A 21,237-nucleotide genomic window follows, 5' to 3' on the forward strand; every position below is an offset into this window, starting at 1 on the left:
AGCCGGTGCAAAGCACCGGCTTTCTTATTCTACCAATTTGTCATTGCGAGGAGCGTAGTTGCAATGACATGCGGTTTATTTCGCGTTCTTCACATATTTATTCAACCACTCGTTTTGCTCCCATAGTTTGTGTAAAAGGTTTTCTTTTCCACGGTAGCCATGGGCTTCAAATGGCAGATAAACAAACCTAACGGTACCGCCCAGGCCTTTAATGGCGGCGAACAAGCGCTCGCTGTTAATAGGGAAAGTACCCGGGTTATCGTCGGATTCGCCATGTATCAGCAGAATTGGGGTTTTTATCTTATCCGCAAAGCTGAATGGGCTCATGTCGTAATACAGTTTCGGATCGTCCCAATAGGTGCGTTCCTCGTTTTGGAAGCCAAATGGGGTAAGGGTACGGTTATACGCCCCGCTTTCAGCTAAACCGGCTTTAAACAGTTTGGTATGGGCCAATAAGTTTGCCGTCATAAATGCACCGTAGCTATGGCCGCCAACGGCAACCCGGTTGCGGTCGCCAACGCCCATATCCGATAGTTTGTTAATCGCGGCTTCGGCGTTTAACTGTAATTGCTCTACAAAGTTATCGTTAGGCTTTTTGCCTTCTTTAGCTACAATAGGCATTTCGGCGTTATTAAGGATGGCATAGCCCTGGGTTACAAAGAATATCGGGCTGCCGCCGCCAATCAACGTAAAACGGTCTTTCGAACCACGGATTTGCGCGGCATCAGCAGCCGAGTTATATTCGGCAGGGTAAGCCCATATTAACACCGGCAGCGGGCCGTCTTTCTCTTTGTTGTAGCCTTTTGGCAGGTACAGGTCGCCGGTCAGGTCAACGCCATCGGCCCTTTTATAATGTATCTTCTCTTTAGTAACGCCTTCCAATTGCGGGTAAGGGTTTGTAAAGTTGGTGATAGGCCTGTCGGCTATGCGTAGTACCAGGTTTTTAATGTAGTAGTTAGGCACTTCCGTTTGCGACTCTCGGCGCGTTACCAGCACCAGTTTATCAGCATCTAAAACATCAACTACATATTCATAATGGCCTTCGGTACAACGCCAGATAATGTCGTTCTTCTTGGTGTTCAGATCAAACTTAGCCAGGAAAGGTAAATCACCGGCTTTTGAGGCACCGATAGGATTGTTCATTAATATCTTAGTGCCGCCATCGGTTGTTTGTATCACATCGCGCCCATATTTATTACGCGACATTACCGGTGTGCCCGGATTATTATAGGCATCGGTCTGGCTGCGTTCGTAAAGCGTCTCCAGCTTGCCGGTGGTAGTATTAAACGTAGATACGCGGTTGATCTGTTTTGAGCGCATCCCTTCAGTAACTAACGCTAACGATGCATTGCCCCAGGTAATCCCACGGTAACGGTATTGCGTTTTAAACAGTTCTTTAGGCTCGCCTTTAAATGGAGAACTTAATTCATAAACAGCGTCATGGAAATCAACCTTCTTTTTTATCAGGCCGCTATCCAATGGCTGCGCCCAGGTAATGCTTGCAGGCTCATCATCGCGCCAATCAAATCCGCGCGGGATATTTTGCGTGTTATCATAACCAGAAGGCGTGTTCTCGCTTGATGGTAAAACAGCAAGTTGCTTATATACTTTCCCGTTAAGGTCTGTAATAAACACAGTGGATGGAAAACCGCGGTCGGTCACCAGGTACGAGAAAGGTTTACGGATAGTCCTCACCAGCATAAATTGCCTGTCGGGTGATAGGGTGGTTGAACTGTAAATAGCGGGTTTACCTATCAGCGTTTCAACACCGCCTTTGTTGCGCACCAATTGCGATGTGCCGTAAAACTCAAACAAGGCCTCATCATAAGGCGATTTGATCAGATCTTCGTAAGTGGCGCTTGGCGCTACTTTGCCTAAACTTTGCTGTACGGTTGGGCCTTTTGGTGTCAATGGCTTTGGTGGCGCCATTGCTACCGGTTTGTTGGCTACACGATAAAACAAACTGCTGTTATCGGCCCAGGTTACGCCGCTGCCTAAAACAGTGTTCAACGCGCGCTTGTTAATCTTCATTGCTTTGTGGGTAACAACATCTATCACGTAAAGGTCAACCGTTTTTTGGTTGTTTTGGGTGAAGGCTATCTTGCGCTCATCCGGGCTCCAGCTAAAATTGCCGGCCATAAGGGGCGAAGGCAAGCCGGTCACCTGGTAGGTTTGCCCGGTCTTAATGTTCTTAAGCGAAAAGTTGTTAATAAATGTTTGCCTGCTCAGCGAGAAATTGTTGGGGTTGATACGCAACCCGGCAATGCGCAGTTCAGGCTGTGCCAGTTCTGCTACCGATGGGTAAGCATTGCGTTCGTTCAGCAGCATCCATTCGGCTTTTGAATCGATGCTTACACCGGGTGTAGGCTTAGCCAACAACAAATCGGCCATTACCTTTGGCGGCATTTGGTAGCCAATGGCATCCTGAGCTTTTATATAAACTGCGGAAGCCATTAGCAGTAAGCAAATTGCGAGTTTTTTCATATTAGCTTGAGTTAAATTTTGGCTATAGATATTTAGGGGATTATACTTCAGATAATTCAATGCTCTCCCATGTTTGCCTGCGGTAGTAATACAGCATAACCCAGGTGAGTATTAACATTGGGATGATGCTTATCCAAATTGTTGTTTCCCAATGCCTCAACATATAATGTGCATATCCTAATACACCAATTAAAGACATGGTAACCAAATTGGTAACGGCCCTGCCACCACCTTGTTTGGCCATTACAGGTTTTGAAAAAGGGAGGCCTTTAACACTGAACAATGCTATTAATACGCCATACATCATACATAACAGAAAGGCCAATATCACATCATTAATAACCTGCGGGCCCCATACCAATACCACGCCCGTGCCCAGTATGAAGTAAAATGGCAGATAATAAAGCGAAATAATAGCTTTATACATGCCCGACAATATTTTACCCGGCTGGTCGATAGGCAAAGCATAATAAACCCACGATGCTTTATATTTTTCTGACTGAGAAATATATGTAAGCATCGACGACAATACAATAGTGCTTAAATACAACACTATAAAATAATTTTGACCGCTTTGTATCCGGTTAAACTTATCGGCTATAGATGCCCCTCTGCCACTTAATGTGATGTACAGAAACATAATCGGAACAAATCCAAATGATGGGTAAGCCTTCATTTTAAATTCGCGGGTACGGGCTGCCAGTTTCCAGGTAATTCGGAAACCAGCGTTCTCAATAGGGTCGGGGGCAATAAAATTAGCCACTTTATCCCTGAAATCTTGCTTATATATTTTTTTAACCGCGGCAGTAGTATCATTACTATCAGAGGTAGCCAATACCGCCAGCTTTTTGTTAAATCCCGGTGCAAGTACTTTTACAACAAACCATAGCCCGGCCAGTGGCGATACAAAACCTAAAATAGCCAGTAAACTGATAATAATATTAGTTTGTGAAGGATGGACCAATACATGGTTAAGGGCCGCTATCCATACCGGAGGTAAAATGTAGGCCCACCAATGGCTCAGCAGGTCCATACCCGCCAGGGCCGATTTATCTATTAAGCGTGGTAATAAGTAATACACCGCAAATATCAGGATGGTAAACCCTATCTGAAAGTAGCTGATCAGGTCTTTAAATTTTTGCGGATTAACAGACCGCATCATGGCCAAATAAATAAGATTAACAATAAGGATGCACAGGAATGTAGCTTCCAGTATTTCTACCAGCATCAGCGGCGCTGCCAGCACGTTCTTATCGGCAAAAGCTACCATAATAATACCAGGTAAGCCCTGAATTAAGGCCAATCTCAATACATAAATGGTAATGTGCAATATGCGCGATACCGCTATAGTACGGTCATCAACCGGGCGGGGAAGCAGAATGAACTGGTCGCGGGTATCAATAAGTACCGTAGTAAAATCGGATACAAGCGTAAAGCACATCAGCACCATAAATACGGTAAAGTAATAGGTATGGCCCGTTAATGGCATATCGTTAAAAAACAACAGCATGCCAATAAACAAACCCATTAACATGGTGAAAAAGGTAACCAGCCAAGGGTTGGTAACTTTTTTACTGGCATTTGCTGCACCCCTGCGTGTCGAGAACAGGTTGCGTGGCCGACGGTTATCCATCAGGAGTTTGATCCGGAGTATCTCGTTCAACTGGTGGATGTTTACCCCGGCCCCGGCCATTACCGGATCGAACCACCTTATCAATCGTAAAAATATTTTATCCATAGCTATCAATCAAAAGAGTTAATAATAGCATCGGCCTCTGTTCCTGTACTTTCACGACCGGTTAGCTTGGCAAAAATACTTTCCAGGGTATCGCTATGGCTTTGTTTTAACGATTCAAACGTACCATCGGCAATAATTTCGCCTTTATTAATAAGCAGGATACGGTCTGACACCTTCTCTACCACATCCATCATGTGTGAACAGTAAAAGATCGTTTTACCTTCTTCTTTCAACCGTACGATCAACTCTTTTATCATAATCACGGCATTCGCGTCTAAGCCTGACAGTGGTTCGTCCAGCACAATAATTTTAGGGTTATGGATAATGCCCGATATTAGCAACACTTTTTGCTTCATGCCTTTGCTGAAGGTGTCCATACGCGCATTAATGTTATCACCCAGGCCAAAAGCCACTAATAATTTCTTAGCACGATCATACAACACACCTTCCTCCATATTATACAGTTTGCCAATAAAGTCAAGGTATTCCATAGGGGTAAGCACATCATACAGTTCGGCATTTTCGGGCACATAGCCAATCAGCTTCTTTATCTCCTGCGGGTTGGTCGCCATATTAAGGCCATCTACCACTACTCCTCCATTAAAATCGGGAATAAGACCAGTAAGTATTTTTACCGTGGTTGATTTACCTGCCCCGTTAGGGCCAATATAACCGATAACCTGGCCAGGGAAAATATCAAGTGTCAGATGTTTTAATACCAGTTTATCACCATATGATTTCGACAGATTCTTTATCTGGATAAGCGGTTTGTCATTCATAATTCGGGGTAAGTTTTTTGTTGGTTAAGATACAAAAAAATGAATGATAGGGTATATGTCTGTAAGATTTTTGGAATAGGACCATCATGCCTTTTTTAGATGATGACGAACCAACAATGGTTACAAATAATCTGTATATAATTAAACATTTCTTTGTTATCTTGTTATAGTGATGGGGCTCAAAACCCATCGTTATTAAGGACAGAATTGATTTGTCATAAAAATTTCATAATTTTTTCATTTGCAATTAAACCTAATAAAATTAGTTACGTCATACTGAACGTAAATCACCTGATAATAACTGTATCATTATTATGAAAACCCCATTAAAATACTTTACCATGCTGGTGATGATGTTGTGCGGAATAGCCGTACTATCATCATTCCTTACCGACCGCAGTGCCGGGAAGGCAAAAATTAACCTTCCATATAAGCAGGCAGGTTTAACCGAGCGACAGGCCGCCGCGCATTTGCTTAGTCGTTTTACATATGGGCCTACTCCGGGTCAAATTGACGCGGTAGTTAAAATGGGGCTTGATAAGTGGTTTGAACAGCAATTAGATGGCAACCTGCCCGATGATTCATTAAACACCTTACTGGATAAGTATGATGCACTTAAACTAAGTAATAAAGAGATAGCCGAAACCTATCCTAAAGCCGGGGCTGTATTACGCATGGCAGTAAAAGATGGCCTGGTAAACAAGGATTCGGTTAAAACAGATAAGAAGGAATACCGCGATATGCTGCTAAGCTATATGCAAAAGAAGGGCATGAAGCCACAGCAGGAATTATTTCGCCAGTTTTATAACCAAAAAGTACTACGTGCGGCTTATAGTAATAACCAGTTACATGAAGTACTGACAGATTTTTGGTTTAACCACTTTAATGTATCGACCACAAAAAATGATTGCGCGGAATTTATACCCGATTACGAGCGCGACGTGATACGCCCGAACGTAACCGGTAAATTTGGCGATCTGTTGCTGGCCACAGCAAAATCGCCGGCCATGCTTTATTACCTGGATAACTTTACCAGCTCGGGAGCTAATGCTAACCAGGATAAAAACCCACAAGCCAAACGCCGTTTAGAAATGCTGCAAAAACAAGCAGCAGATAACCCGCAAATGGCCGCGACTATCCAAAAACTTCAAAAGGCTCGTAAAACGCAAGGCCTGAATGAAAATTATGCCCGCGAAGTAATGGAACTGCACACTTTAGGCGTAGACGGTGGCTACACCCAGGCCGATGTTACCCAGGCAGCCCGGGTATTGACCGGATGGACGGTTTACCCAATGGGCACCTATGGCAACGCGGGTGGTATGATGCAGCAATTATTAAAAATGGGTGGCGAGGAGAGAATGAAAGAACGCGGCTTTGTGCACGATGGTGACTTTCTTTTCACCCCAAACAGGCATGATACTGGCAATAAAGTTGTTTTAGGCCACCATTTTGGTAATGAAGGTTACCAGGAAGGGGTAGACCTGCTAAGCATGCTGGCACACCATCCATCAACAGCTAAATTTATTACCCGCAAACTGGCTGTACGTTTTGTAAGCGATACCCCGCCGCAAACACTGCTGGATAAAATGGCTAAAACTTTTAAAGATAAAGACGGCGATATCCGCGAAGTGTTGATCACTATGGTATCGGCCCCCGAATTCTGGAGCGCCTCATCTATACGCGAAAAAACCAAATCGCCTTTTGAACTGGTGATCAGTTCGGTACGCGGTTTAAACGCCCGGATAGACCAGCCATATCAATTGTATAGCTGGGCCAATAAAATGGGCCAGAAATTATATGCTTACCAGGCACCAACAGGTTTCCCTGATAAAGGACAGTACTGGATAAATACAGGCGCCCTGTTAAACCGTATGAATTTTGGTTTAGCGCTGGCATCGCAGCGGATACCTGGTGTACGCATTGATCTTGCGGCATTAAACAACCATCACGAACCTGAAAGCCCGCAAGCGGCCCTAGGTATTTACAGCAAACTGATATTACCCGAACGCAATTTAGACGCGACAGTAAAGCAGTTAACACCAATGCTGAATGACCCTAACCTGAGCAAAAAAATAAGCGACGCGGCCGATAAATCGGCGCCTCTTGCAACACCAGATATGACGGGGAGCCAGGATATGATGATGGCAAATGCAGATATGCCAAAAGGCAAAGGGGCGCGTAAAAACTTTGGCAAAAATGGTTACCAGGCTATGGCTAACGCCCCAGGCAATAACAGCATGCTATCGCAGGTAGTTGGTATTATAGTTGGTTCGCCCGAGTTTCAAAGAAGATAATTTACCCTATTAAAACAACATACAAGATCATGGTATCAAGAAGAGGTTTTTTAAAATCGGGCGGTATGGCACTTTTGGGTGTCGGCCTGATGGGCGGTATCCCGGCTTTTTTAGCCGAAGCCGCTGCCAGCAGTAAATTTGTTGGCCCTTATAAAAAGAAAAAAATAATGGTTTGCATCTTTCAGCGCGGCGCTATGGATGGCCTGATGGCCGTAACGCCATTTACCGATGAAAACCTGAAAGCCGCCAGACCGACACTGTTTTTATCGGCCGCCAAAGGAGGCAACCAAAAGCCATTGATAGATTTGGACGGCCGTTTTGGCCTGCATCCGTCAATGAGCGCGTTTGAACCTTTATTTAGAGACAAACGCTTAGCCATTGTGCATGGTATCGGCTCGCCAAATAACACCCGTTCGCACTTTGATGCGCAGGATTATATGGAAGCAGGTACACCGTTCAACAAAGGTACCAGCAGCGGTTGGCTAAACAGGGCAGTAGGTTTATTGGGACACGATGCTGCTACGCCTTTCCAGGCAGTTAGCTTAACCTCTTCGCTGCCACGTTCATTCTACGGCGATCATCCGTCAGTGGCTATCAGTAACCTTCAGGATTTTGCCATCCAGATGCGCGGTAACCCTAACGGCGCCAACATGGCGGCTAAAAGCTTTGAAGACCTTTATGGGCAAACAACATCGGGCCTGTTAAAGGAAACCGGTAAGGAAAGTTTTGATGCAGTTAAAATGCTGCAAAAAAACGATGTAAGGAATTATAAGCCTGCTGCTAATGCCAATTATCCAAATACAGCCCTGGGCAATTCACTTAAACAAATTGCACAGCTAATAAAAATGGATGTTGGGCTGGAGATTGCCTTCACCGAATCGGGCGGTTGGGATACACACTTTAACCAGGGCAGCGATACCGGTATTTTTGCCCGTAACGTAAACGATTTGAGTAATTGTATTGTAGCTTTTTGGAATGATATTAGCGCTTACCAGGATGATGTGACCTTAATGACCATGACTGAGTTTGGCCGTACAGTACACCAAAACGGCACCGGCGGCACCGACCACGGGCGTGCATCATGTAACTTTATATTAGGTGCCGATGTTAATGGCGGTATTGTTCATGGCGATATTAAACCGTTATCGGTAGATAACCTTGAAGACGGCCGCGATTTAGCCGTTACTACCGACTTCCGCAGTGTGTTTAGTGAGGTTGCAGACAAGCATCTGAAGATAAACAACGACCAGGTTTTATTCCCTGACTGGAAAGGTAATAAGATAGGCGTAATGAAAGGATAAAACGACACCCACCTATGAATAAATTAGCCTTCCTGATATTATCCGGAGGGCTTTTTATTTTAAGTTGAGTATTCCTTAAGTAACTCCCGGTAGCGGTTCAGTATAGCCGACTTTGAAATAAAGCCCACAAAGTTACCTGTTGCAATCACCGGTAAATTCCAGGTACCTGTTTCATCAAATATCTTTATAATATCACGCACGTCGTCGTTTAAATCGATCACAGCGGGAGGGGTGATCATAATTTTTTGTACGTCGAGGCTTTCGTACAGTTCCTTATTGAACATCACAGGTCTCACATCCTCAAGCCGGATAATACCTTCTAATCCACCTGTTTTATTAACTACTGCAATAATATTTCGTTTACCTGTTTTTATCAGGGTTATCAATTCGTTAAACGTAGCGTGTTTATCAATTACCTGTATATCTTTATCAACCAGATCATAGGTATGCATTAACGATAGTAAATTTTTGTCGTGTTCGCGGGTAAATATCTGGCCTTCTTCGGCAAGTTTTTTTAACTCGGGCGATATTGGTGAAAACCGTTTGGCGATCAGGTAGGAAATTACAGAGACAATCATCAGCGGGATAAACAGATCATACCCCGAACTGGATTCAGCTATCAGGAATATAGCCGTAAGCGGGGCATATAACACACCACTCATTACGCCGGCCATTCCAACCAATATCATATTGGTAGTGGGCACATCCTGTATACCTAACTGCGTACATAACACTGCAATAAAATAACCAAATACACCGCCGGCAAATAGCGATGGGGCAAAATTACCCCCGCAGCCACCACTAAAAATGGTTACAGATGTTGCAAAAGCCTTTAACAAACAAATAAAACCCAGAAAAAGCAACACAAACCAGGCGCGATAATCAAAATATTTAAGGAAGCTGACGCCGACAATTTCTTTAATATGTCCATTGGTAAGGGCCTTTATAGTTTGATAACCTTCGCCAAATAAAGGCGGGACCAACAGGCATAACAGAGAAAGGATGCCGCCGCCAATAATAGCCTTTTGTAAGGGGCGTAAGTTTAATCTTTTAATCTGGTGCTCAACCCATTGCGATGTTACCACAAAATAACGCGCGTATAACCCACAGCCCAATGCCAATACCAGATAAAATGGAATGTTTTTATAGTTAAAAGCATGCCTGGCGGTAAACTGAAATAATATTTCCTCCTTTAAAACAATACGCGAAACAAGGCTGCCGCATACAGCGGCCACTACCAGCGGAATAAAATCGGTAAATACTACCCCGGTAAGCAAAATCTCGAAGGCAAACATAATACCCGCTATAGGTGCGTTAAAAGCCGATGCAATACCGGCTGTGGCCCCCGCAGCCAATAAAAGGGTGCGATCCTTATAATCAAGGTTGTAGGTTTTGGCAAAGTTAGAACCAATGGCCGAACCGGTGACTGCTATAGGGCTTTCTAACCCTGCTGAGCCGCCTAAACCAATTGTGAGGGCGCTTTGAATAATTTGAGAATACATTTTTACCCGGGGCACCATACTTGAATTTTGCGCTATATCATACAGTATGGCGGGTATCCCTTTCCGTTCGTGGCCTTTTTTAAAAAATATGACACCTACCAGCGCAGTAAGTGTTATACCCATTACAGGGAAAACTATGTAAAAAATAATTTGCTGCTCGAACTGAAATTTGGCGGTGATGAGATAATGAATATAATGTACAAGGCTTTTTAGCAATACACCTGCAAAGCCAGATGTAATACCTACTAGTATACCCGATAAGATCAAAAACTGGGTACGTGTAAGAAACTTACGCAACCAAAGCAATACAATCTCGTAACTTTTCACGTTACGGATACTGTTGGCCCTGAAATCCCTTTTAAATTTAAAAAAGCTATGGAATTTTTTTAATTTCTTATAGTCGCTCACTTACCTTTTTTCTTCAAAATTAAACTATTGTTGAAGTAAATGACAAAATAGTTTAACTTATAACTAAAGTACTAATCTGCCGATATTGTCCATCTTACATCGGACAAGGATCCGCGATGCAATTTGTTCTCCATTCATGGTAGCAGGGACGAATATTTTATCTTCGGCATTAAGTAAGTTGATATTCACATTTAAATCATTCTTATACTCAAATCCTGACAGGTGTATAGTGTAATCGGCCAGGTTCCCGGCCGGGCTTATCAAAAGTTCAAGCGTAACTGAAATGGATTCTCTATCATAATACAATAAGTCTGCCGGTTTCTGAAAAAGTAATAAGTAAGGGATATAACCATAGCATCTACCACCAATTCTAATGGGTTTGGTGACCGTATCGGTTTGTTTAAAATCTTTATCTATTACATAGGTGAAATTACTATCGTCCGGGGCCTCATAGGTTAGCCTGTTGTTGTCATAGTCAAAATTTTGTGTCAATGTGCCCTGCTTGTCAAAAAAATGCCAAACGCCCACTCGTTTATCATTTCTATAAAGCCCGCTGGCCAATGCTTTGCTTTTTTGATACCTGGCCTGGAACAATCCATCCTTTATTTGTTTATTATCCTTTAACACATTGTATATTAATACAATATCCTTAGTTAGTTTTTGTGCCTGCAAAAGGGTTTCCTGGGCCAGGGTTGACAAAGACAATAATAAGGTGCAGATGGTAAAGAAAATAATTTTCACTTAGCTTGGGATTTTAGGCAATATACTATGTTTGACACCATAATTTCAAGTGGTTTAATAGCTGCTAAAATAAATAACAGCCCGTTTGCAGAAATGCCCTTTATGTTGTTTAAACTTGTAACCTCTTAATACTGTTGACAATGCCCGGACCACCTGAAAATATACAAGGATACAAGTCTGTACACTTTTCCCGAACTACCATCACCGAATTAATGATCCCTTCATATGCCAATTTTGGCGGGAAGATACATGGGGGTATCCTGCTGTCATTAATGGATAAGGTAGCTTATGTATGCGCCGCTAAACATGCTGGTAATTACTGTGTTACAGCATCTATCGATACCGTTAACTTTTTGGAGCCTGTTGAGGTTGGCGAATTGGTATCACTTATGGCATCGGTAAATTATGTAGGCAGAACATCGCTGGTGGTAGGCATCAGAGTGATATCTGAAAACGTAAAAACCAATGTGATAAAACATACCAACACCAGCTATTTTACCATGGTTGCTAAAAACGAACAAAATAAGCCTGTGGAAGTACCCGGCCTTATATTGGAAAATCAGGAACAGGTGAGGCGGTTTGAAGAAGCCCGCCGGCGTAAGGAGGAAAAACAAAATACCATAGACAAGGCCAGGCAAAATAACCAGGAAATGGATTTAGATGAATGTAAACAGAACCTTAAAGGTGAACGTTGCGTAATACAAATTAATAAAGCACGAAAAAAATAACACCTTTTGCATGAAGCTTTGGTTGGGTTTATTTTTACTGGTATCATTTTCGTTCCATGCTTTCCCTGCTGCGAAGAAGGATAGTATACCTGTGGCATCCGACATTGCCACCATAAAGTTACTTCTGCAAAAATCCCGCCTGTTAGTTTTAAAAGACCCGGATGCCGCACGGAAAATAGCTGAACAGGCATTGGTATATTCAAAAAGGATAAAGTACGACTTAGGTGTAGGCAACAGTTTTAATATTATTGGCGTAAGCTATTGGGTGCAATCTTTTTTGCCGGTAAGCCAGTTTTATTTAACCCTGGCAGTACCATACTTAAAAACCGACAAACTTGCATTATCAAGCTGTTACCGCAATATAGCACGTAATTATACCGAACTTAAGAACTTTAATACGGCCGCGCACTTTTTTGATCTGGCGCTTAAGTTAGCCGGTAACGATATAGCTGGTAAGGCCGAAATATATACTGAGTATACATCATTATGCAATGCGGAGGGCGATTTTAAAAAGGGCTTAAGATATATTGATACCGCGTTTAAATACAGCCGGCTTACTAAAAATGATAATTTAATAGGGATACTATATAGCCGGCTTGGTCAAATATATCTTAAACAAGGCCGGATTGATGCTACAGAACGTGCTTTAGATACCTGCAGACAAATAGCTTTAACCCTGCACAATAAACGCCTGCGATCGGTTTTAATGATAGATCAATCGCGGCTTTTTGTATTAAAAAATAATTTATTGCAAGCAACCGCTTATGCTAATAAGGGCTATTTGCTGGCCGATACGATAGGATCGCCGGAATTAAAATTACGGGCATTAAATGTTCTAAAAGAAGTTTATAAAAAGGAAGGAAATTTGCGGCAAGCCATGCAAATGCAAGGCATAACCAATGAAATATACAAGCAGATTGCTATTTTAAATAACGAGAAATCGCTTAAGCTTATTAAAGATTATTTTGTTTTGAATGATAAGCTTAACCGCATTGAACAGACCAATATTGATAACAACGCCAACGAAGCCCTGATACATACCCAGCACCGAACCATTGCGTTACTGGTAATATTATTAGTTATCGCCTTAACTTTTATGATAGTCATATTTGTTTATTATAAACAAAAGCATCAGTTAAACACAAAGTTACAGGCACAGCATAAGGTGCTTTTTGAGCAAAAAAAGCTAATAGAGATACAGCGTACCGATTTAGAAAACGTAAATAAATTAAAAGATAAACTGCTTGCCATTATTGGGCACGACCTGCGTACGCCAATTGCCAGTTTAACCGGTATAACCGATATGTTTGCAAACGATTATCTCACTGCAGACGAGGTAAAAAAATTAATGTTAGAAATTGCACCTATCGTAAAGGGGGCCGAATTAACCCTGGCTAACTTGATAGATTTTGCAGGAAATCAGATAAAAGGTCAGAATGTATCTGCTATTGCTATAAACATTTGCGAAGTAACTGATGAAATGCAGGAAACCTTTCAACATCAATTACAGCACAAAAATATTTCCTTAATTAATAATTGCGACGATTCAATCAATGTATGGGTCGATCCAAACCACATAAAGGTAATTATGCGCAATCTTATTAGTAATGCCATAAAATTTACTAATCCTAACGGTCGCATTATAGTTACCTCTAAAATTAAAAACGGCAAGGTGGAAATATGTGTAGACGATAATGGGGTAGGGATGAATGCTGCTGAAGCTGAAAAATTGTTTATGCCCAACCAGCATTTTTCGCAAAGGGGTACGTCGGGCGAAACTGGTACAGGCCTGGGTTTATTGCTTTGTAAGGAATTAATAGAACTAAATAAAGGCGAACTGAGGGTTGAGGCCATAGCAGGCCAGGGATGCTGTTTTTATTTTACGCTCCCTTTACCGCTTGCTGCTTCAGGGCGGTAACATTATAAGCAACAGCTATTAATGTTAGAATTAATGTGTAGGTTACATTAAAAACCTTATCTTACACAAATTGCAATTTTTGCGATATTGATTAAACCCTAATTTAAAGCTTAATGACATTTTTAGATAGTGTGCTGGAGGTGCCTTCTTATGGATGGAAGGACAAAACAGGTATGTTGATTAAACCGTCCCCAAAACAAATCATTACCGAATTTTTTTCAAGATTGAACATTTTTCGCGATAAAAAAAACTGGCTTTCTTTTATGAGCTGGACCATGGTGTTAATATTAGCCCCATGCTTATTCCTTTTCATTTTTAAATTCTTCACTTATAAATTATTAATTGCAGCTTTTGTTTACAGCATGATAGTATTAGGCACACATGGTACCATTTGGCATCATCGTTATTGCACCCATCGTGCTTATAAGTTCCGCAATGGCTTTTGGCGTTTTTTTACACAAAATCTTACTATTAAGATCATACCCGAAGAAATTTATGTGATATCACATCATGTACACCATGCTAAATCAGATCAGCCGGGCGATCCGTATAACGCAACAGGCGGTTTTCTTTATTGCTTTTTGGCTGATGTTAATCATCAACCAATAGCCCGGACAATGGATGCTAAAGATTATGGCAGATGTGTTAAACTGATGAAGCATACGGGTGTAGATGTAAACACATTTGCTCAATATCAAAAATATGGAACGCTGGCCAACCCGCTGCGCACAGTTTTATCTGTTGTTTTAAGCTGGTCGTTCTGGTACTTTGTATTTTTTCTGATTGGCGGGCATGCGCTGGCTTGTACCTTATTTGGGGCAGCCGGTGTTTGGGCGGTAGGTGTACGTACGTTTAATTACGAAGGCCATGGCAAAGGCAAGGATAAACGCCGCGAGGGTATCGACTACAACCGTGATGATATGTCGGTTAACCAGGCCTGGCCGGGCATTGTAGCGGGCGAGTGGCATAATAACCACCATTTGTACCCGAAAAGCGCGCGTTCAGGCTTTAAACCACACCAGGTTGACCTGGCCTGGTATTTTATTAAAACCATGAATTTTTTTGGCGCGGTAAGTGAATATCACGATTGCAAGAAACGTTTTTACGCCGAGCATCTTACCGTGGCGCCGATTCCTGTTCCTGCGATAGGTGTTTTAGCTGATGAGCCGGTAACGATTTAAGGTAAGGGATATAAAACAGGAAAGCCGCGTAAAGCGGCTTTCCTGTTTTATGTTTAATATCAGGGTAACGGTTATATCCCTTCAAAAAATTCAGCCAATGCACCAAAATAAGCATCGTTCCAGCCTTCACTAATGTCATCAAAAGCTTCATCAGGTATATTGGTATGTCTCAGTTCGGCAGATGTTCCGTCTTTGTCCGGATGCAATTTAATGGTTACAATAGATGCATCGGCCTGGCCATCAAAATACCACTGCTGAACTATCTTTTTGTTTTCAATGAACTCAATGTTCTTACCCACAATACTACCATCCCACATGGAAAATTCCGAGCCTGGTTCGGTAGACATTATTGCCGGTTCGCCTGTCCATAATTCTATAGTGAACGGATTGGTTAGCGCAGTATAAATTTCCTCAGGAGTTGCGGGAAGCAGGTAATATTTTTTGTAATCTTTCACAATGGCAAAGTAACGGAATTATAAACAAAAAATGTCATTGCGGGAAGCGGAACGAAGTGGCAATCGGGGACATATATTGTCCACTCTGCCTGTGTGCGATTGCTTCGTTCCTCGCAATGACAAAATGTGGAAGATCTGAATATACTTACGCAACCGGGCCGATAGGCAATACAACCCGGCCGTAAATTTCGTTCAATACGTTAGCAATGCCGGTATAAATGGCTGATGCACCGCAAACTATACCAACATAACCCGCTAAATGATTAATGCTTTCATTACCAGTAGCTTTATCAATAGCCAGCAGGATAAACAATATGGTTAAAGTTGCAAATACAAATTGCAACGCCCGGTTTAGTTTTAATGTGCCGAAAAACAGAAGAAAGGTAAATAGGCCCCATATGGCAAGATAGGCGGAAAACGCAGGCCCGGAAGTTTTATCTATCCAGCCTAATTTAGGCATTACAATGAGGCCAACCAGTGATAGCCAAAAGAACCCATAAGAAGTAAATGCAGTTAAGCCGAAGGTATTGTTCTTTTTAGCTTCGATAATGCCAGCAACAACTTGTGCCAGACCGCCATAGAAAAGGCCCATAGCTAATATCATCGAATTTAATTCAAAGAAGCCCGCATTGTGCAGATTAAGTAAAACAGTGGTCATGCCGAAGGCGCACAGGCCAAGCGGCGCAGGATTAGCAATGCCATCCTTTACAGGTACAGGTGTTGTAGGGATCATATTATTTTAGGTTTAAATGGAGATTGAAGTGGCAATCTAATTTATTTGCAAATAATTATCAAGTATTTTTACAAACAGGCAGGTTTGTTTGCCGTTAATAATGATGTATGCAAAAAGTTGTTTTAATACGCCATGGCGAAAGCTTATGGAACCACGAAAACCGTTTTACAGGCTGGACAGATGTTGATTTGAGCGAAGATGGCTGCCTGCAAGCCCACAAAGCCGGGCAGGTGCTGAAAAAATATGATTATAATTTTGATGCTGGTTTTACCTCGGTGCTGAAACGGTCTATCAAAACCATGCATTATATATTGGAAGAATTGGATCATTTATGGATACCGGTAACCAAATCGTGGCGTTTAAATGAACGCTTTTACGGGGCTTTGCAAGGGTTGAACAAGGATGAAACCATAGCTAAATATGGCGAAGAGCAAGTGCAAAAATGGCGCCGCGACCCTAACGAACACCCGCCGGCAGTGACTAAAGAAGATCAGCGTTATCCTGGTCATGATTTAAGGTATAAAGACTTAACCGACAGGGAAATACCACTAACCGAAAACCTAAGCGAAACCATGGATAGGGTGTTACCCTTCTGGAACGAGATCATTGTACCGATTATCAGGCAAAACCAAAAGGTAATTATTTGCGCGCATGGCAATAGTTTGCGGGCATTAATTAAATACATGGATAACCTATCTGATGAAGATGTAACCAAATTAGAAATACCTACCGCTGTCCCCTGGGTTTATGAACTGGACAAGGGCTTAAACACTATTAAGCATTATTACCTGGAATAAGCCTATTTAATATTTTTTTACCCATTCTTTCGCAAAATTGCTGTAACTGTCGCTAATGGGTAGTTCGGCGTTTGCCAATTGTATTTTTCGGTTTTGGATGGATTTGATCTTACCGGTGGCCACCACAAAACTACGGTGCACCCGCTGAAATTGATTGACCGGTAACTTTTCCAAAACCTTTTTCAGCGGCATAAGGGTAAGTATGGGTTTAGGCGACGCGGAGGTATGGATCTTAATGTAATCCTCCATGCTTTCTATATATTCTATCTCGTTCAGGTTTATTTTAACCATGCGGTATTCCGAATATACATATAAACTTTCTTGCTGACTTGCGTTTCCCTGCGCCGTTTTATATTGCTGAAATTCAACAGCTTTTTCAACGGCTTTACCAAACCGCGTAATATCAATAGGCTTCAATAAATAATCTAAAGCCTCTAATTCAAAACCTTCAAAAGCAAAATTTTTGTAAGCTGTGGTAAATATTACCATAGGTTTCTCGGCTAATGACCGTACCAGGTCTATACCCGATATGTCGGGCATATTTATATCTACAAAAAGTACATCTATGGGGTTTTTGGCCAAAAATTCAGCACCTGATATCGCATCTTCAAAGCATCGCACTAATTGCAATTGCGAGAAATTGCCAATGTATTTACACATCAGCTCAAGGGCCAGTGGTTCGTCGTCAATAACTATACATTTTAAAGGTGCCATGTGTAATATCAGGTATGTAAAGTTAACTTCACTTTAAATATATTGTTCTTTTCCTCAATATTCAACAAATGCTTTTTGGGATAAATATATTGCAACCTTTGTTTGGTATTGGCAATTCCTACGCCCGCACGCTCAGGGTTTTTAGACTGATTATTAAAAACTCTGTTCGAGCAATAAAAGGTAATAGTTTGAGCCTCGGCTACCAATTCAATATTTAAGGCGCTCTCTTCCTGCTTGCTTATACCGTATTTAAACATATTCTCTACAAACGGTATCAATATCAATGGGGCAATGCGTTGCGTAGTAATGGTACCTGTTATTTTGAAACTTACCTTGGTTTTTTTACCCAGGCGCAAGCGTTGCAGGTAAATATAATCATTTACACAATTGATCTCATCCTGTAGCAGCACAAAATCCTCGCTAACCTCATCGGTAACGTAGCGCATAATGTTAGATAGCTTCATTATACTATCTGATGTGTGTTCACTATCGCTGATGGATAGCGTGTAAATATTGTTCAGCGTATTGAACAGGAAATGCGGGTTTATCTGCGCCTTCAGGAAGGAGAGTTCGGCATTGGCTTTTTCAGCCTCGGCTTTCACTACGCGCTGCTCGGTACTTTGCCATTGTTGCACAGTACCTATGGCTATACTCAATGCCATCATCAAGGCAAAGATCACCAAACTTATGGTATCAATATTACGCGAGTGTGCCAGCAACGGACTAATACCTGTTGCCGGTTTTACTGTTGGGTCTTGCATACGCAGGTCCTGGTGGGGAAGAGGGCCAAAGTAGCGATGGCTTTCTTTTACGCTATCTAAATAATGCTGATGTGCTGTCGCTGCCTGTTGTGCAGCCAATTGCGCCTGTACACGTGGATTATGCGCTAATAACTTATCAAATGGCTGCAGGAAGTAAACACATCCCAACAGGAAAATAATAATCAGACTGTAGATGACATACTTTTTGCGCAGCAATAATTTAGGGATCAGGTACCCCAGGTTAAAATAGAACATCACCATATAGGTAAGGCAAAACAGCCAGTAATATGATGAAGCGAACAATACCCACGTGCTGTTACCTTTCAACCCGTCATTCAGGAATAGTAGGGGAAATATCAGGAATAGCAGCCAGCCGGCCGCATGGATAACGTAAGTAGCTTTAAAGCGCAGCATGTACAAAACAACTGTTTATTATCACATAGTTAGCAAAATGTATCGGTAATCGGGTGTTTTGTATGGATGAAAATGCATGTGCATTGTAATATAAATCAAAACACGTCATTGCGAGCGTAGCGTTGCAATCCCCGATTTGCTTATCTGCTCTGCCTATCAGGGATTGCCACGTCGTTTCACTCCTCGCAATGACGTGCTGTGTTCTACAATTCCGAAATCAAAAATTCGGATTCCAAAATCACCTTACTTATCCAGCATTCCCCGTCGCGTAGCCTTTGTAGCTACCGGCCATTTCACACCTTCGGCTTTTACGGTCGATGTTTTTTCCGGGTCTTCACTGGCCATATATACCAGCATGGCGGCTAACATGGCATTGTTGCGTACATCGTCAAAAATTATCTTATCGTAAGTATCACGGTTGGTGTGCCAGGTATAGTTAAAGTACGACCAGTTTAACGAGCTGATGCCAAAGCCTGGTGCGCCGGCCATCACAAACGAGGCATTGTCAGAGCCGCCGCCGCTTGGTGAGCCCGGGAAATTGGTTTTAATACGATTTTTAATAGTATCAGGCGCACCGGCTAACCAGCGCGGGATAAAGTTTTTTGAATCGGCAAAACCCTGGCCGCTGATGTTAATCACACGGCCTGTGCCATTATCCTGGTTAAATAGCGCTTGCAGGTTCTTTACAATTTCAGGATGATCTTCTACAAACGCTTTCGAGCCATTCAGTCCTTCTTCTTCGCTGCCCCAATGCCCAACCAGTATCGTGCGTTTTGGGTGCGGATAAACCAGTTTCAGTATACGCATGGCCTCCATCATGGTAAGGGTGCCTGTACCATTATCGGTAGCGCCGGTGCCGCCATCCCACGAGTCGAAGTGGGCCGATAACATTACATATTCATCGGGTTTTTCAGTGCCTTTAATTTCAGCAATGGTATTGAACGTTGGCACAGTGCCCAATTCTTTCGATTCGCAATGCATACTGATAACCGGTTTGGTGCCGCCCTCAATTAAGCGGTACATTAAGGTATAATCCTCTAATGCGATATCGACCGTAGGAACTTTTTTAGTATAGGCGCTAAATATCTTATCGACCCCAAACCCCGCCGACCATGTGTTAGTGATAATACCTGCGGCGCCTGCGTTTTCTAAAGCCACAGGCAGCGTTTTAGTAGTAAAACCGGTATTGCGTATACGCTTAGCCCAGGCTTGTGTGGCTGCAGCCTGGTCGGCCTTTAATTTGGCCATCGTTTCTTTAAGCGCAAATTGCGTTAGGTTATCGTCCGGCCTGCCGGTTACCTGGTTTACCGATACCATTACAAATTTCCCTTTAACATTAGGCAGCCATTGCTGAAAGGCCACTGAATCTGCCAGGTCGGGCAGTATGATCACCTCGGCGGTTACGGTTTTTTTGCCCATGCCCGGGCTCCAGGCCAGTTGCGTACCCTCCAGCGATTTAACCCTTGGCGATATCATATCGATATGTGATATGCCTCTTTCCCAGCCACGCCATTCGCCCCATTTTTCGTTATGGGCATCAATACCCCAGCTTTTGTATTTTTCAACAGCCCAATCGTTAGCCTGTTTCATTTGCGGTGTGCCTACTAAACGCGGGCCAATACCATCAAATAATTCATGCGCCAGTTTTTCCAGCTGCGAATTGGTGGTTTCCTCTTTTATAATAGCATCAATAACAGGTTTATTGCTTTGTGCCATAGTAATGCCTGTGCAAAACAGCATACCTAAAACAAAAGGCTTCGCTTTATGCAAAACAGCAAAGCGGGTAGGGTTGTGGTTGGTTTTCATAAAACTAATTTATGAAAATGAAACGATGTGTGCTAAATGTGCCCCACTAATTTACCTCTCAGTCATATTAACAAGCTAAAATTCATAACTAATTGATTATTAAAACATTAATCCAGTAGTTAGCGGCATTTTACAGCTTATTTAATGTTCCCGGCAAATCAGGCTTTGTAACAAATAAGTTGAAGATGAAAAAAAGATGAAATTTGAAAACAATTTTTGTGCAAGTTAAGTATATTAGTAAACCAATTTCTTTTATATCGCTTAACTATGATACTTACATACTACCAGGCTGTAGAGCTGATGACCTTTTTACCAGCATTACTATCACATGCTAATGAGAAGCTGAATAACGAAACCACAGTATCACCGGTCGACTCTTCAAACGTTACGACAGAAGAAAACCCGGAAGTATATACCATGTGGAATTCTTATCCGCAGACCATGGAGGTTAACGGCGCCGACTTTTACTAATTCATCCCCGGT

General features: G+C 42.3%; 17 protein-coding genes. 7 read left to right on the forward strand and 10 right to left on the reverse strand.

What is annotated here, in order from left to right; all coding sequences use genetic code 11:
• Positions 1–75: 75 nt before the first annotated feature.
• The 3 genes from IRJ18_RS08595 to IRJ18_RS08605 are packed head-to-tail and all read right to left on the reverse strand — an operon-like array spanning position 76 to position 5,001.
• A complete protein-coding gene (locus IRJ18_RS08595) occupies positions 76–2,484 on the reverse strand; it encodes a S9 family peptidase (RefSeq protein WP_194105775.1) in 2,409 nt (802 codons plus the stop codon).
• Between the two features lie 40 nt (positions 2,485–2,524).
• Positions 2,525–4,222: a hypothetical protein gene (locus IRJ18_RS08600; RefSeq protein ID WP_194105776.1), complete on the reverse strand. Its 1,698-nt coding sequence runs from the start codon at positions 4,220–4,222 to the stop codon at positions 2,525–2,527.
• A gap of 5 nt (positions 4,223–4,227) precedes the next feature.
• The gene (locus IRJ18_RS08605) at positions 4,228–5,001 is read right to left on the reverse strand and encodes an ABC transporter ATP-binding protein (protein ID WP_194105777.1); all 774 of its coding nucleotides are present in this window, start codon (positions 4,999–5,001) and stop codon (positions 4,228–4,230) included.
• A 314-nt stretch (positions 5,002–5,315) separates the two neighbouring features.
• Between IRJ18_RS08605 and IRJ18_RS08610 the strand changes: the two genes are divergently transcribed.
• Together IRJ18_RS08610 and IRJ18_RS08615 are read left to right on the forward strand one after the other, a co-directional pair.
• Positions 5,316–7,295, forward strand: a complete 1,980-nt coding sequence (locus IRJ18_RS08610) for a DUF1800 domain-containing protein (RefSeq protein ID WP_194105778.1) — start codon at positions 5,316–5,318, stop codon at positions 7,293–7,295.
• A 29-nt stretch (positions 7,296–7,324) separates the two neighbouring features.
• Entirely contained in the window at positions 7,325–8,596 is a 1,272-nt protein-coding gene (locus tag IRJ18_RS08615; protein ID WP_194105779.1) for a DUF1501 domain-containing protein, read from the forward strand.
• A 59-nt stretch (positions 8,597–8,655) separates the two neighbouring features.
• Here IRJ18_RS08615 and IRJ18_RS08620 read toward each other — a convergent pair whose 3' ends face one another.
• Entirely contained in the window at positions 8,656–10,506 is a 1,851-nt protein-coding gene (locus IRJ18_RS08620) for a chloride channel protein (RefSeq protein ID WP_194105780.1), read from the reverse strand.
• Positions 10,507–10,569: 63 nt separating this feature from the next.
• Positions 10,570–11,247, reverse strand: a complete 678-nt coding sequence (locus IRJ18_RS08625; protein ID WP_194105781.1) for a toxin-antitoxin system YwqK family antitoxin — start codon at positions 11,245–11,247, stop codon at positions 10,570–10,572.
• A gap of 212 nt (positions 11,248–11,459) precedes the next feature.
• Here IRJ18_RS08625 and IRJ18_RS08630 point away from each other — a divergent pair, with 212 nt between their 5' ends.
• The 3 genes from IRJ18_RS08630 to IRJ18_RS08640 all read left to right on the forward strand — a co-directional run bounded on the left by IRJ18_RS08630 (position 11,460) and on the right by IRJ18_RS08640 (position 15,074).
• On the forward strand, positions 11,460–11,975 hold the full coding sequence (locus tag IRJ18_RS08630) for an acyl-CoA thioesterase (protein ID WP_228072644.1): 516 nt from the start codon (positions 11,460–11,462) through the stop codon (positions 11,973–11,975).
• 10 nt (positions 11,976–11,985) lie between these two features.
• Entirely contained in the window at positions 11,986–13,893 is a 1,908-nt protein-coding gene (locus IRJ18_RS08635; protein ID WP_194105783.1) for a tetratricopeptide repeat-containing sensor histidine kinase, read from the forward strand.
• Positions 13,894–14,006: 113 nt separating this feature from the next.
• Positions 14,007–15,074 (forward strand): fatty acid desaturase, encoded by a 1,068-nt coding sequence (locus IRJ18_RS08640; RefSeq protein WP_194105784.1) that lies wholly within the window; start codon positions 14,007–14,009, stop codon positions 15,072–15,074.
• A gap of 71 nt (positions 15,075–15,145) precedes the next feature.
• Here IRJ18_RS08640 and IRJ18_RS08645 read toward each other — a convergent pair whose 3' ends face one another.
• Both IRJ18_RS08645 and IRJ18_RS08650 read right to left on the reverse strand, forming a co-directional pair.
• Positions 15,146–15,529, reverse strand: a complete 384-nt coding sequence (locus tag IRJ18_RS08645) for an SRPBCC domain-containing protein (protein ID WP_194105785.1) — start codon at positions 15,527–15,529, stop codon at positions 15,146–15,148.
• Between the two features lie 145 nt (positions 15,530–15,674).
• Positions 15,675–16,262, reverse strand: a complete 588-nt coding sequence (locus IRJ18_RS08650) for an acetate uptake transporter (protein ID WP_194105786.1) — start codon at positions 16,260–16,262, stop codon at positions 15,675–15,677.
• A 107-nt stretch (positions 16,263–16,369) separates the two neighbouring features.
• Between IRJ18_RS08650 and gpmA the strand changes: the two genes are divergently transcribed.
• Positions 16,370–17,059, forward strand: coding sequence for a 2,3-diphosphoglycerate-dependent phosphoglycerate mutase (gpmA, locus tag IRJ18_RS08655; RefSeq protein ID WP_194105787.1), 690 nt, complete (start codon positions 16,370–16,372; stop codon positions 17,057–17,059).
• 6 nt (positions 17,060–17,065) lie between these two features.
• Here the strand turns inward: gpmA and IRJ18_RS08660 are convergent, their stop codons facing one another.
• The 3 genes from IRJ18_RS08660 to IRJ18_RS08670 form a co-directional block, all read right to left on the reverse strand.
• Positions 17,066–17,773 carry a LytR/AlgR family response regulator transcription factor gene (locus IRJ18_RS08660; RefSeq protein WP_194105788.1) on the reverse strand — a complete coding sequence of 236 codons (708 nt, stop codon included), beginning with the start codon at positions 17,771–17,773 and terminating at the stop codon, positions 17,066–17,068.
• 8 nt (positions 17,774–17,781) lie between these two features.
• Positions 17,782–18,948 carry a sensor histidine kinase gene (locus IRJ18_RS08665; RefSeq protein WP_194105789.1) on the reverse strand — a complete coding sequence of 389 codons (1,167 nt, stop codon included), beginning with the start codon at positions 18,946–18,948 and terminating at the stop codon, positions 17,782–17,784.
• A gap of 243 nt (positions 18,949–19,191) precedes the next feature.
• Positions 19,192–20,754 (reverse strand): M20/M25/M40 family metallo-hydrolase, encoded by a 1,563-nt coding sequence (locus IRJ18_RS08670; protein WP_228072646.1) that lies wholly within the window; start codon positions 20,752–20,754, stop codon positions 19,192–19,194.
• A gap of 267 nt (positions 20,755–21,021) precedes the next feature.
• Here IRJ18_RS08670 and IRJ18_RS08675 point away from each other — a divergent pair, with 267 nt between their 5' ends.
• Entirely contained in the window at positions 21,022–21,225 is a 204-nt protein-coding gene (locus IRJ18_RS08675) for a hypothetical protein (protein WP_194105790.1), read from the forward strand.
• Positions 21,226–21,237 lie beyond the last annotated feature (12 nt).

It is taken from the genome of Mucilaginibacter boryungensis (assembly GCF_015221995.1).
In the GTDB taxonomy this organism is placed as follows: domain Bacteria; phylum Bacteroidota; class Bacteroidia; order Sphingobacteriales; family Sphingobacteriaceae; genus Mucilaginibacter; species Mucilaginibacter boryungensis.